The following is a 13,927-nucleotide window of genomic DNA, read 5'->3' as shown; positions in this document are numbered from 1 at the left end:
TAAATAAGGGAGAAGGCCGCGCAATGGCGCAACTTCGCGCGCCCCACGCGAAGTTGCTACAGTAGAAGTCTTTCCCCGACCAGCCGTCCCACATCATGCGCACCACCCGAGCCATCCACGCTGTCGAGCGGCTGAAAACCCGTAGCGGCAATCCGCAGTTCGCCGCGATCAGCCTGTCCGGCGGCCTGTTCTACCTGGTCGACAAATCGAGCGGCACGGACAAGAAAGTCTCCGATCCGCTCACGCTCGACGACTTCGTCAAGTTCGTCGACGGTTTCGGTCCGCCCAAGCCGCGCAAAGCGAGCAAACTCGATATCGCTTTTGAAGAGCAGATCAGGAAGAGCAAGGGCAGCTAGGCAGCGGCGCTCTGCCCGCGACGGCGTGGGTTTGCGCCGCCATTTGGTACAATCCCGCAGTTACCTGCTGCGACCTGCTGTGTGCCGAGTTGCACCCCGGGGCTGTATCCCGGAGTCCTACCCTGAGGGCGCCGGTCAGTGGCAAAGAATCGCAAACTCGCCAAACCACACTGCCGAATCCACCATGAACATCGAGCAAGCGCGCTTCAACATGATCGAACAGCAGATCCGCCCCTGGGAAGTGCTCGACCAGGACGTGCTGAATCTGCTCTCGATCGTCAAGCGTGAAAACTTCGTCCCCACCGTCCACCGCGATCTGGCCTTCGTCGATTTCGAAGTGCCGCTGCCGGCCGGCCAGCACATGCTGGCGCCGCGCGTCGAAGCGCGCGTACTGCAGGAACTGGCGGTGAAGAAACACGAAAGCGTGCTCGAAATCGGCGCCGGCTCGGGTTACATGGCCGCCCTGCTTGCGCACCGCGCGCAGCACGTGCTGACGGTGGATATCGAACCGGAACTGGCGGAGTTGGCGAAGCACAACCTGATCGCCAACGGCGTGCTGAATGCCGAAGTCGCCACCGGCGACGCCTCGCGCGGCTGGGCCGGCGCTGCGCCGTACGACGTGATCTGCGTCTCGGGCGGCCTGCCGGTGCTGCCGCAGGAAATCCTCGAACATCTGAAGATCGGCGGCCGTCTGGCGGCTTTTGTCGGCACCGCGCCGGTCATGAAGGCGCAGATCATCACGCGCATCGACGAGAAGCAGTTCCGCATCGCCGACGTGTTCGAAACCTATGTCGAACCGCTGATCAACGCCGCGCAACCGCCGCGCTTCAAGTTTTAATTCACACGCTTATCTGTACGGCCGGCACGCTGCCGGCCGCTGAACCGGATGTCCCGCTGATGCAAAATCTGACTGCTCCCGCGCTCGCCGAATGGCTCGCCGACCAATCGCGCCCCGCGCCCGTACTGCTCGACGTGCGCGAGCCGTGGGAAATCCAGACGGCGTCGATCGCCGGCGCCGTGTCGATCCCGATGCGTGAGATTCCCGCGCGCAGCGAAGAGCTCGACGACGACGCGCAAATCGTCTGCGTGTGCCATCACGGCGCGCGCAGCGCCCAGGTCGCGATGTTCCTCGAATCGCGCGGCCATGCCAACATCTTCAATCTGCAAGGCGGGATCGACGCGTGGTCGCGTCAGGTCGATCCGTCCGTCCCCACCTATTGATCGCACGGTCGCGATAATCCGGCCGCGGGCGCCGGCCCTCGCGGCCGCTCCCGCGCTTCATTGCGCGGCTCTCGCGTTTTTTCCGCTCGCGGCGCACGCCGCCGGCCTCTCTCGGCTTTACGACGAAGCACTCTCGAACGACTGCTGGTCGCTGTTTGCCGATGCCAGCGACTCTTCGCTCATCCTCCGGGCGCGGACCGTTTTCGACCTCCCTGACCCCTCCCTTTCATTGCGATCCATCCGGTCCGCTCCGCAGAATTTTCTTACGGTTTCCTGAGCTTTGCACTGGCACCATGCTCCGACCATTTTTGGAGGAGCAAGTTGATGAAAGGTTTGAAGATCATGATGCTGGCGGCAACGTTATTGCCGCTTGCGTCGTATGCGGCTTTGGGCGGTGCGCCGAGCTCCAGTTCATCCTCACCGTCAATGCTGCGCGCTACGCCAAAGTCTGCCGCCGCAGCAAGCACGGGCGCGGCCAACCCAACCGCCACGGCGCCCTACTCCGTGCGCGAGTCGCTCGACGCCGACGGCGTCACGATCCGCGAATACGTGCTACCCAGCAATGTCGTGTTCGCGGTCACCTGGGAAGGGCCGATACGGCCGGATATGAAGGCGCTGCTCGGCAGCTATTTCCCCAACTACGTGAACGCGGGTGAAAGCCGTGCGCGCGGGCCCGGCCCCATGGTCGAAGGCAATGACGACTTTCGCGTCGAGTCCGCCGGCCGCCTGGGCCACTTCTACGGCGTCGCCTATTTACCGCGGCTGAAACCCGCCAGCGTCCGCCCGGGCGATCTGAAATAAGACGTCCACCGAGCTACGGAAAAAATATGAAAACCATTCACAAAACGTTTTGGGCGGCCATGACGGCTGCCAGCGTTCTACTTGCAGCTTGCGGCGGTGGAAGCGGCGGAAGCAACAGTGACGGCAGCTCCATCGGCTGGAACGCCACTCCCGACTGGATCAGCCCGCCCAACGGCTCCGGCGGCGCCAGCGGCTCGGGTAACGCCGGCTATACCAGCAACATTAAAACCGACAAGAACAATACGGTAACCATTCGCGTCGACAACTCGATGGGCAGCATCAACATGCTGTACGCCTCGATCAAGGTATGCGTGCCCGACACGCAGGGCAAAGGGCCGTGCGTGACCGTCGACCGCATGCTGGTCGACACCGGGTCGACCGGCGTACGCATTGCGGCCAGCGCGCTGCAGTCGCTCAGTCCACAGTTGCTCACGCAAGCCGGTGCTCCCAGCGACGATACTGGCGCCTTCCCGATCGCCGAATGCATGACGTTCGCCTCCGGCTTCACATGGGGCTCGGTCAAGCGTGCCGACATCACGATCGGTAACCGGACGGCGAGCAACATTCCGATCCAGGTGACCGGTGACGGCGCATTTACCACGCCGGCGGACTGCATTGCGCGCGGTGGGGCCGACCTCAGCACCGCCAGGAGCCTGGGCGCCAACGGTATCCTGGGAATTGGGCACTTCACGCAAGACTCAAAGGATGCACTGACGAAGGCGGTGCCTGGGCTCTACTACTACTGCCCGTCGGTTAATTCCTGCGTCAGTACGAGCATGACAGTTGCCAAGGAGGTCATGAACCCGGTTGCGGCATTCGACGCCGATTACAACGGCGTGGTCATCCGCTTGCCGGCGATTCCAGCGGGTGGCCAGGCGGGTGTCTCCGGTCAGCTGATATTCGGCGTCGGCACCCAGTCGAACAATACGCCACCAACCAATGCCAACATCTTTGCACTCGACGAGTACGGCACCATGACGACGCAGTATCACGGCACCGTGCTTAACAGGAGCGCGATCGATAGTGGCACGAATGCGTACGTGTTCCCCGACGACACGATTCCCACGACTTCCGAGTGGGAGTGGTACACGCCATCGAGTCCGCTCAACCTGACGGCAACGATCGAGCCCACCGACGGTTCCAGTCCGCCTGTTAACGTGACCTTCCCGATCGACAACGCCCTGAACCTGTCGGCAAGTGGTAACGCTGCATACAACAACGTCGGGGCGTACTCCCCGTACAACCGCATGTTCCTCTGGGGCTTGCCGTTCTTCTATGGCCGCAGCGTGTATACGGTGATTGGGCTCGCCAAGATCGGTACGTTGACCGGCCCGTTCGTCGCGTTCTGACGATTCGGCGTGCCTTGTTTAGGAGGCGGCGTCGCGAGGCGCCTGTCTCCTGCTTTCTGTCTCCCGCGCTTTTCTACCTCCTGCCGCCGCGCGGAAGCGGCCGAATCGCATCGGTGTTTCCTACTCACCGTTGGGACTTTTCAGAGCCTCTCATTAATCGCCCGCAGGCACCATGCTCCGACCTGTTTTTTGGAGCAATGTGATGAAATTTGTAAAGTTCGTGCTGGCCGTGTCGGCTCTTTTGCCGCACGCGTCGTATGCGGCATTGGGTGGGGCACCGGGTGCGGGTTCAGCCCCGAAGTCCTTGCTCCAATCGGCAGCGTCTAATGCCTCTTCTACATCCACCGCAGCCTATAGCGTGCGCGAATCATATGACACCGACGGCGTCAGGATTCGCGAATACGTGCTGCCTACCAATGTCGTCTTTGCTGTCACGTGGCAAGGGCCGGTGCGCCCCGACATGGTTGTGCTACTCGGCAGCTACTTTCCGAACGCTGTCTCCGCTGGTGCGGGACGCGCGCGCGGCACCGGTCCGTTGATCGAACGCAGCGGCGATTTTCAGATCGAGTCCGCAGGCCGGGCGGGAAACTTCTTCGGCAAGGCCGTTCTGCCGCGCCTCGTCCCCGCGAATGTCCGTGCAGACGATCTGCAGTAACGCGGCATATCGATTTCACGGAACACAAGAAACATGAAGACCCTCAATAAGAAACTTTGCTTCGCGCTGCTGACGGCAAGTCTGGCGCTTTCCGCTTGCGGTGGTGGCGGTGGCGACGACGGCAACTCGAACGCGGCCAAGGACAACGAAAAACCGGCAACGCCGACGCCGAGTCCGACGCCCTCGCCTACGCCTACGCCGAGTCCCGCTCCGACTCCGACTCCGACTCCGACTCCGACTCCGACTCCGACTCCTACGCCGAGCCCGGTGCCGACTCCAACGCCGACTCCGACGCCGACTCCAACGCCGACTCCAACGCCGACGCCGACTCCGACGCCGACTCCGACGCCAACTCCAACTCCAACTCCAACTCCAACTCCAACGCCGACTCCGACTCCAGTCGCCGACGTCAACACCGTCCCGATCGTCGTCGATCGGACGATGGGTCAAACCAACATGCTCTACGTGAGCGCAACCATATGCCTCCCCGGCTCACAAGGCAGCACGCAATGCTCCACCATCGATCATATGTTGCTCGACACCGGTTCGATCGGCGTGCGCGTGATGGCCAGTGCGTTGGGTTCGACGCTCGCCTCCCGATTGCCAGCACAGACCGGGGCCACGGACGACCCGACCGGTGGTGCGCCAATTGCCCAATGTGCGCCGTTCGCCTCTGGCTACACGTGGGGGGCGGTCAAACGGGCCGATGTGACAATCGGTGGCAAGACGGCCGGCAATCTGCCGGTCCAGGTGATCGGTGAGAGCGCGTATGCCACCGGACTCGCGAGTTGCGTCCCACGCGGCGGCACTGACCTCAGTACGGTTGCCGAACTCGGCGCAAACGGTGTGATCGGCATCGGCCATAGGGCGCGCGACTTCCCTAGCGCTGCGAAGTCCGCCTCTCCGGCGTACTACTACTATTGCGCGTCCCCGTCCTCGTGCACCAGCACACGCGTGCCGCTGGACACGCAAGTCATGAATCCGGTAGCCAACTTCACTTCGGACAACAACGGCACAATCATCCGCTTGCCGGCGTTGCCCGCCGACGGTCAGGCCATGGCCACGGGCGAACTGGTGTTCGGCGTCGGCACGCGTCAAAACAATGTGCTGCCGTCGACAGCGAGTGTCGTGCCTGTGGACCAGACGGGCTTCTTCACGATCACTTACAAGGGCAAATCGTTCTCGCGAGGCGCGATCGATAGCGGTTCCGGTGCGAACTTCTTCCAGGATGGCACTATTCCGTATAACAAGTGGTCATTGATGTACACACCGCCGTCCGCGCTCAGCCTGTCCGCCGCGCTCCAGCCCGGCAACGGTGCGACCACATCCGTGACAGCATCGTTCCAAGTAGGCAATGCGATGAATCTGATGGCCGGCCAGTACGCTGCGTTTGACAATCTGGGGGCCTACCAAACCCTCTCCAGTTATTTCCTGTTGGGTCTGCCGTTTTTCTACGGTCGTAGCATGTACACCGTGCTCGAAGGCGCGAAGATCGGCACCCAGAGCGGGCCGTTTGTCGCCTTCTGATTGTTCGGAGATGCGCAACTGTTCGACACATGAGGCCGGCGCCTTGCGGTGCCGGCCTCATTCATTTGGAAAAGTGAGCATCCGAGTGTACGGCCAGTGTATCCGCGTCAGCATCGTTGTTATTGATTAGAGTGACGTTTGGCATCGACAAAAGACTTCTGCAGAATGGTTTGCCTGAGACCTATGTGTACAGTACGCCCTCGAATTGTCGCGACGCTGCGAGGGCGTACCCGTGGCATTTCAGCCTTACTTCACCCGCCGCGACCCCGAACTTCCGTACCGGAACTTGATCACCGCGCCGTCCAGTCCCGTGTTGGAGGACACCAATGCGTACTGTGTGCCAACCATTCCTGACATGTGGCAGGTCACTGCCTGACCACCTGACGCGACGGACGAGCAGTCAGGATTTTCCATCGAGAGCGAGTCGATTTTCATATCCAGTTTTGCGACTTGACTGGACGATCCAGGGATTAGGGTGTAGTCCACAGTCCGAAACAGAGGTCCGACCATTTCGACCATGGGATAAAGTTGTAATGAGAAATAGACCTTTTTATTCGGATCGGCTCCGAATTTGACGCCATACTCCCAGTAGTCGGTAATGTCGGTAACGGTCGGCGGTACGACATTAAAACGGCGTATCAACCTGCTAACGGCCCCATTGCCATCCGTAACTGTCAACGTGAATTCGTAAGTGCCGGGTTGATCGAACCACACAGTCGGATTGACTGATTGCGTACTCACCCTATCGGGACGGCTGTCGCCGAAATTCCAGACCCATGACCTGATGGACGAACCCCTGGCGGTAGACAGGTCCACGCATGTCACCTGCATTAGTTGGTCGCTTTGTGAGCACGTAAAATTCGCCGCCATCGGAATTTTTCCTGACCTAGCCGCAGCAATAGTCGCCGCAGCGTCAAGCATGCCCGCGCCACGAGGCTGATCGGGCGCACCGACTGGGAACGCGCGCGCGTTTTGCATAAGCAGATTCCGCATTTCCGCTGGCGTTAGAGGCTTGGGTGCGGCTGCCTGAGCGAGCGCGATGACGCCGGACACGAATGGGGTAGCCATGGATGTACCTCTCTGAAATATGTATGCGTCACTTACAGTCGGCGTAGCAGTCCCGTAGTTCCACGTAGACCAGATGTTGGCTCCGGGAGCCGAGATGTCAACGATCGATCCGTAGTTCGCGTCACTCACTCGCGTGCCGTCGGCGTTGTGACCAGAGACAACGATAACGTTAAGACAATTGCCAGGCTGATAGAAGCTCGCATTCAGGTTATCGTTACCTGATGCGACGACCACCGAAACCCCGCGATTGACCGCATCATTGATTGCATTCTGGTATGTGCGACTGCAAGACCCGTTGCCTCCAAGGCTCAGGTTAATAACCTTTGCCGGCAACGGATTCGCTGGGACTCCATCAACACTGCCTCCGGACGCCCACGTGATCCCGTCAGCAACATTCGACATTAGGCCGGAGCCGCATCCGTTGAGCACGCGAACCGGCACAACCTTTGCACCCCACGCGGTCCCTGCCACACCTTTGCCGTTATTGGTTACCGCCGCAAGGATGCCTGCCACGTGCGTACCGTGCCAACTGACAGAACATTTTTCCGTCGTAATGCCAGGATTCGATCCGTTGCCACCTGGATTGCTACCGGTAAAGTCGTATCCGGGCAGGATATTGGCATCGAGGTCGCTATGGCTAGTTACGCCGTTATCCAGCATGGCAATCACCACCCCAGAACCATTGCTAATGTCCCATGCTCGCTCTGCACGTATGCCGCCAATTTGATTATTGGCTGCCTCGTTTGGCGTAAAGCCCCACTGCATTCCATAGTCCGCATCGCTTGGAATCATGTCGGTGTGCATTTCTGCATCGACTTCAACATATTCAACGTTAGGGTCCGATGCAATGGCGCGCATGAATGCCCTAGCGTCTTTGCCGTTCAGCTTGCGCTCGGTTGTCACCACGTCAGCCCCGATGCCCATGCGGCGCAAATGGCGCGCTTTCGCAGGGAAGGCACTCGCCAGCCGGTCAAGCCTTGACTTGACCGCCGAGGTCGATCCACGTTCAGCCGTACCGGTCTTGTACTTGACAATGAAACGGTCGTTGGACTCGTCCGACGTCAACCCGCTCGTATTCATTTTTAATGACATTGCCAGTGGAACGGTGTTGGACCCGGCGGCGCTCGCCGCCGCAGCTACTTCCGCGTTACTTATCGTCGTTGGTGTTGTTTTGGATACCGTATTACCTTCTCCGTCCCCGCCACACGCCGTTAATGCTAGCAAAAGCGAAAAACAGGCAGCGCCAGCCAGCATGCGACGCACTGTCGATTTCGACCTCAGGCCGACTTTATTAATATTTTTCTGGAATTCGACCCGAAAGGCTTCATGTCTCTCTGTTCGCATATTTCTTATCATCCCTCTTACGGCCGATCAGATTGATCCGCCTATTTCTATTTGAGATCTGACAGCGCGGCCTTCAGTCGCGAATGCGACCCCGCATGCCAACCGTCCGCGCACTTCAATGCACGTCATTTTTATTGCGACCAGCTTCTAATGAACGATTGGCAACGACGGTCATGATGCGCATGACGTTCCACCAGCGATGGCCCGCACTTTACGTTCGCGCGATCATTCGTAATCGTTCGTAAGAATTGAGCGTAAATAGGCTGAGCGGAATGGACAAGCAGGAATCGCTTAATTGTGCGTAGGAAGACTTACCCAGCTCGCAAGGTTGCGGATTGGCGCTTGAGTGGATGTGACACGAAAAATTGAATTTTCTCTAAAGGAATCCGACAAAAAACGCAATTGCTCGCGCCTTTTCGCGATTGCGATGACTTGCCGCTACCGTACTGTCAGTGCTGCGCAGCCATTGCCAGTGCATCATTTCTGACGGGCTGGGTGACCTTCCATGGCACGGCTTTCCGTTGCACGGCGCGGGAAGTTTTCACGGTCTCCCCAGGGTTCGCAAGTGCCAGTTCCCGTTGTGCCAGAAGGTGAACCGTAGTGCGAGGTACTGTTCACAACTTCAAGAATGACCCAGACGCACAGGCGAGCGATGCGACCACGAGATAGCTGCTGGCAAGGTTGTCGAATCAAGTGGGGCTACGCAGGAAATTATCGACAACAGTCAGCTCCCTTGCCAGGCAGGATGGGGCCGACTTCTTTCCATACTCATCGCTCAGTAACGTTCGGATCGTCCTGCCCCGCCTGCGCAAAAGGCAGGACGTAAAGACACATTCAGTAAATGTACACAGTCCCTAATCCGTCTCCTTCAAAACCTCAGCCACCGTCCTGAAGATCTCATCGATCTGCGCCTCTTCAATAATCAACGGTGGCGAGAACGCGAGAATATCCCCCGTATAGCGCGTCAACACCCCCTTCTCGAAGCAGCGCACGAAAACATCATAAGCACGCGCACCCGGCGCTCCGTCACGCGGCGCCAACTCCACCCCACCCACCAATCCAAGATTGCGTACGTCGATTACGTGCCGCTCGCCGCGCAGCTTGTGAATCGCGTTCTCGAAGATCGGCGCCATTCGCGCGGCCCTCTCGAACAGTTGTTCCCGCTCATAAAGATCGATCGTCGCGCACGTAGCGGCAGCTGCGATCGGATGCCCCGAATACGTATACCCATGAAACAGCTCAATCCCAGCCGGCGCCCCATTCACGATCGAGTCGTGAATCTTCCCACTTGCCGCAACCGCCCCCATCGGCGCTGCCGCATTGTTAGTGCCCTTGGCCATCGTCAGCAGATCCGGCGTCACGCCGAAATACTGCGCAGCGAACGGCGTACCCAAACGCCCCCAGCCGGTAATCACTTCATCGAAAATCAGCAAGATGCCGTGCTTGTCGCAAATCTCACGCAACCGCCGCAAATACCCTTGCGGCGGAATCAGCACACCAGTCGACCCCGCCACCGGTTCGACAATCACCGCAGCAATCGTCGACGCATCGTGTAGCGTAACAAGCCGCTCAAGTTCGTCAGCGAGATGCACACCCCACGACGGCTGCCCTCTGGAAAACGCCGCTTCCTTGATGTTGAGCGTATGCGGCAAATGATCGACCGCCGGCAGCAACCCACCCGAAAACGCCTTGCGGTTCGGCGCAATGCCGCCCACCGAAATCCCTCCAAAGCCCACGCCGTGATACCCACGCTCGCGTCCAATAAACCTGGTCCGCTGCCCTTCGCCACGCGATCGGTGGTAAGCCAAAGCAATTTTCAGCGCGGTATCCACCGCTTCCGAACCCGAGTTCACAAAGAAGATGTGCTTCAAATCCCCAGGCGTATGCCGCGCGATTTTGGTGGCGGCTTCGAAAGCCTTCGGATGGCCCATCTGAAACGTCGGCGCGAAATCCATTTCCGCCGCTTGCGCCTGCACGGCGGCCACGATCTCGTCGCGGCAGTGCCCCGCGTTGACGCACCACAGCCCGGCCGTGCCGTCGAGAATGCGCCGGCCATCGTGCGATGTGTAGTACATCCCCTTCGCGCTCGCCAGCAGACGCGGCGCGCTCTTGAACTGGCGGTTCGCCGTAAAGGGCATCCAGAACGCGGACATATCGGGTGTATTGACGCTGGCGCGCTCACTCATGTCGGGTCTCCTCGCGTGGTTGGTCTTCCAGTGTAGGCAGAGCGCGGCGCATGCACAAAGGGGCGGCGCCCATGCACCGCCGACGCCCGCTGGCCGATGGACACGCTTCGTTGCGGCGCGGCACGCACCTGGACGAGGCGCGAGCCCCGCTCCTGCACCAATTTTGCGCCGCGCTACGCATAACTGACGCAGCGCTTCACCGCGTCGCAGCACACGATTCGCGGACTTCAAGTCGAAATTGCCGCTTGGCATGTGCCTTGCAGTACACAAGCGGCAAGTCATGCGGGATAAGCCCTGCTGGCTGAAATCGACGCCCATAAACATCCACGATCAATGGCAAGGGGAAATACATGAAACGTCGCAGTCTGTTGAAGTTCGGCTCCATGTCGGGCGCATTGGCGCTTGCAGGTAAGGTTCCGTTTGCTCAGGCGCAATCGGGCAGCGGCCCGATCAAAGTAGGCGTTCTACATTCCCTGTCCGGCACGATGGCGATCTCGGAAACATCGCTCAAAGACACCGCGCTGATGACCATCGCGGACATCAACAAGAACGGCGGCGTCATGGGCCGCCAACTGGAACCGGTGGTCGTGGACCCGGCATCGAACTGGCCGCTGTTCGCCGAAAAAGCGCGTCAGCTGATCACTCAGGAGAAGTGCGCCGTCGTGTTCGGCTGCTGGACGTCGGTGTCGCGCAAGTCGGTGCTGCCGGTATTCGAAGAACTGAATGGCCTGCTGTTCTACCCGGTGCAGTACGAAGGCGAAGAAATGTCGCGCAACGTGTTCTACACGGGCGCCGCGCCGAATCAGCAAGCGATTCCGGCAACCGAATACCTGATGAGCGCGGAAGGCGGCGGCGCCAAGCGCTTCTTCCTGCTGGGCACCGACTATGTGTACCCCCGCACGACCAACAAGATCCTGCGCGCGTTCCTCAAGTCGAAAGGCGTGCAGGAAGCCGATATCCAGGAGGTCTACACGCCGTTCGGCCACAGCGACTATCAGACCATCGTCGCGAACATCAAGACCTTCTCGCAGGGCGGCAAGACCGCGGTGATCTCGACCGTCAACGGCGACTCGAACGTGCCGTTCTACAAGGAACTCGGTAACCAGGGGCTGAAGGCGTCCGATGTGCCGGTGGTCGCATTCTCGGTCGGCGAAGAAGAACTGCGCGGCATCGATACGAAGCCGTTGGTCGGCAATCTCGCGGCATGGAACTACTTCATGTCGCTGCGCAACCCGGCCAACGAGAAGTTCAAGAAGCAATGGGCTGCATGGGTCAAGGACAACAACCTGCCGGGCGGCACCAAGCGCGTGACCAATGACCCGATGGAAGCGACCTTCGTCGGCATCCATATGTGGAAGCAGGCCGTCGAGAAAGCAAAGAGCACGGAGGTGGACAAGGTGCGTGTGGCGATGGTCGGCCAGACCTTTGCGGCACCGTCGGGCTTCACGCTCGAAATGGACGGCAATCACCATCTGCACAAGCCGGTGATGATCGGCGAAGTGCGTGCCGACGGCCAGTTCAACGTGGTGTGGCGCACCAAGACCGCGGTCCGCGCGCAGCCGTGGAGCCCGTTTATCGCCGGCAATTCGAGCAAGCCGGATGTAGTCAGTTCGATTCCCGCATTCCTGAAGCGCTCGCGGGTTGTCTGAGTCTGAGCCAGGGCGGAGCCGGGGCTGAACCGCTGCTCTGCCCGACAGTACGCTGCAAGAAGCAAGGCAACGGTGCTGCGCCGATGCAGCACCGCGATGCCGCGCCGCCTCGGCGGCTTCTTCAAAGGCCATCATGGCGTTTTCATTTCTGAATGTCGCACGACGCAGCGCACGACGCACCATCGTCAGCGGGGCGCTTGCGCTCCTCGCCAGCACGCCGCTTGCCGCTTTCGCGCTGAGCCCGGCCGATGTCGCGCCACTCGCCGGTGACGACTTCGATGCGAAATCCGCGGCAATCGACAAACTGATTGCCAACCACGACAAAGAATCGCTCGCGGTACTCAAAGCCCTCTCCGAGGACAGCGCGCTCGCCACCGATTCCGGTGCCGTGCTGTTGCAAGACGGTGACACGGCACGAGATGCCGTCTCCGGCAAAACGGTCGCCGCGGGCGACGCGCAACCGGTCACCCTGAACAACCTGCTGCGCTCGAAAGTGACGGGCGCGCTCTCGGGTCTGCAACTCGATTCGCCCGACGCCGCCACGCGCGACGCCGCCATCACCGCGCTGCTGCAAAACCCCGATCCGTCGATCAAACCGCTCGTCGATGCGGCGCGCGCGAAGGAAACCGACCCGGCGCTGAAGAAGCGCCTCGACACGCTGTGGGCGATGACCGCGTTACACGACGCCGACCCGGCCAAGCGTCTCGAAGCCGTACAACTAGTCGCCGCGCGGCACGACCTCGACATGAACGAACTGCTGCGCCCACTCGTCGCGAAGAAGCCGGACGGCACCTTCAGCGAAGTAGACGATCGCGTGCGCGCCGCCGCGCAAAGCGGCATCGACGAACTCGATTCGATCCAGCGCCGCAGCCAGATCGCCGGCACGCTGTTCGCGGGCTTGTCGCTTGGCAGCGTGCTGCTGCTCGCTGCATTGGGCCTCGCGATCACGTATGGGCTGATCGGCGTCATCAACATGGCGCACGGCGAGTTCCTGATGATCGGCGCGTACGCCACCTACGTCGTGCAGAACCTGTTTCAGCGCTTTGCGCCCGGCGCGTTCGACTGGTATCCGCTGCTTGCCGTGCCGGCGTCATTCGCCGCAGCCGGACTGGTCGGCATCGTGCTCGAACGGCTGGTGTTGAAGCATTTGTACGGCCGTCCGCTCGAAACCCTGCTGACCACCTTTGGCGTCAGCCTGATCCTGATTCAGGCGACACGCATGCTGTTCGGCGCCCAGAACGTCCAGGTGATCAACCCTGCGTGGATGAGCGGCGGTGTAACCGTGCTGCCGAATCTGATCCTGCCGTACAACCGGCTGGCGATCCTGGCGTTTTCGCTGATCGTCGTTGGGATTGCGTGGGCTGTACTGACTAAAACCCGTCTGGGTCTGTTCGTGCGCGCCGTCACGCAAAACCGGCGGATGGCAGCCTGCGTCGGCGTGAAGACCGCGCGCGTCGATTCGTATGCGTTCGCGTTCGGCGCTGGCATTGCCGGCCTGGGAGGCTGCGCGCTGTCGCAGATCGGCAATGTAGGCCCGGACCTCGGCCAAAGCTACATCATCGATTCGTTCATGGCCGTGGTGCTCGGCGGCGTCGGCCAACTCGCCGGCACGGTGATCGGCGGCTTCGGCCTCGGACTGGTCAGCAAGGCGATCGAGCCGTTCTGGGGCGCAGTGCTCGCCAAGATCGCGGTGCTCGTGCTGATCGTGCTGTTCATCCAGAAGCGTCCGCAGGGCATGTTCGCCCTCAAGGGCCGTAGCGCGGAGGCATGA

Annotated in this window: 11 protein-coding genes; 9 read left to right on the top strand and 2 right to left on the bottom strand. The window is 60.6% G+C overall.

The window, feature by feature from the left end:
* Positions 1-95 precede the first annotated feature (95 nt).
* From P3T22_RS11400 to P3T22_RS11370, 7 genes are all read left to right on the top strand, one after another.
* Positions 96-356, top strand: coding sequence for a hypothetical protein (locus P3T22_RS11400; protein ID WP_063495029.1), 261 nt, complete (start codon positions 96-98; stop codon positions 354-356).
* 184 nt (positions 357-540) lie between these two features.
* Positions 541-1,194: a protein-L-isoaspartate O-methyltransferase family protein gene (locus P3T22_RS11395; protein WP_063495028.1), complete on the top strand. Its 654-nt coding sequence runs from the start codon at positions 541-543 to the stop codon at positions 1,192-1,194.
* A 59-nt stretch (positions 1,195-1,253) separates the two neighbouring features.
* A complete protein-coding gene (locus P3T22_RS11390; protein WP_063495027.1) occupies positions 1,254-1,577 on the top strand; it encodes a rhodanese-like domain-containing protein in 324 nt (107 codons plus the stop codon).
* A 324-nt stretch (positions 1,578-1,901) separates the two neighbouring features.
* Positions 1,902-2,378, top strand: coding sequence for a DUF2844 domain-containing protein (locus P3T22_RS11385; RefSeq protein WP_429325014.1), 477 nt, complete (start codon positions 1,902-1,904; stop codon positions 2,376-2,378).
* Between the two features lie 26 nt (positions 2,379-2,404).
* Entirely contained in the window at positions 2,405-3,727 is a 1,323-nt protein-coding gene (locus P3T22_RS11380; RefSeq protein WP_429325013.1) for a DUF3443 domain-containing protein, read from the top strand.
* 202 nt (positions 3,728-3,929) lie between these two features.
* Positions 3,930-4,382 carry a DUF2844 domain-containing protein gene (locus P3T22_RS11375; RefSeq protein ID WP_429325012.1) on the top strand — a complete coding sequence of 151 codons (453 nt, stop codon included), beginning with the start codon at positions 3,930-3,932 and terminating at the stop codon, positions 4,380-4,382.
* A gap of 33 nt (positions 4,383-4,415) precedes the next feature.
* Positions 4,416-5,909 carry a DUF3443 domain-containing protein gene (locus P3T22_RS11370; protein WP_429325011.1) on the top strand — a complete coding sequence of 498 codons (1,494 nt, stop codon included), beginning with the start codon at positions 4,416-4,418 and terminating at the stop codon, positions 5,907-5,909.
* 246 nt (positions 5,910-6,155) lie between these two features.
* On the opposite strand, the gene P3T22_RS11365 is transcribed toward P3T22_RS11370, so the two are convergent.
* A complete protein-coding gene (locus P3T22_RS11365) occupies positions 6,156-8,321 on the bottom strand; it encodes a S8 family serine peptidase (protein ID WP_429325010.1) in 2,166 nt (721 codons plus the stop codon).
* Positions 8,322-9,175: 854 nt separating this feature from the next.
* Positions 9,176-10,507, bottom strand: a complete 1,332-nt coding sequence (locus tag P3T22_RS11360) for an aspartate aminotransferase family protein (RefSeq protein ID WP_429325009.1) — start codon at positions 10,505-10,507, stop codon at positions 9,176-9,178.
* Positions 10,508-10,857: 350 nt separating this feature from the next.
* Between P3T22_RS11360 and urtA the strand changes: the two genes are divergently transcribed.
* A complete protein-coding gene (gene urtA / locus P3T22_RS11355; RefSeq protein ID WP_429325008.1) occupies positions 10,858-12,156 on the top strand; it encodes an urea ABC transporter substrate-binding protein in 1,299 nt (432 codons plus the stop codon).
* A gap of 133 nt (positions 12,157-12,289) precedes the next feature.
* Positions 12,290-13,927 (top strand): urea ABC transporter permease subunit UrtB, encoded by a 1,638-nt coding sequence (gene urtB / locus P3T22_RS11350; RefSeq protein ID WP_429325007.1) that lies wholly within the window; start codon positions 12,290-12,292, stop codon positions 13,925-13,927.

Origin of the sequence: Paraburkholderia sp. GAS348 (genome assembly GCF_050434205.1) — a bacterium.
Classification (GTDB): Bacteria; Pseudomonadota; Gammaproteobacteria; order Burkholderiales; family Burkholderiaceae; genus Paraburkholderia.
Note: the sequence above shows the minus strand (reverse complement) of the source record. Positions and strands in the feature narration are given on the sequence as shown.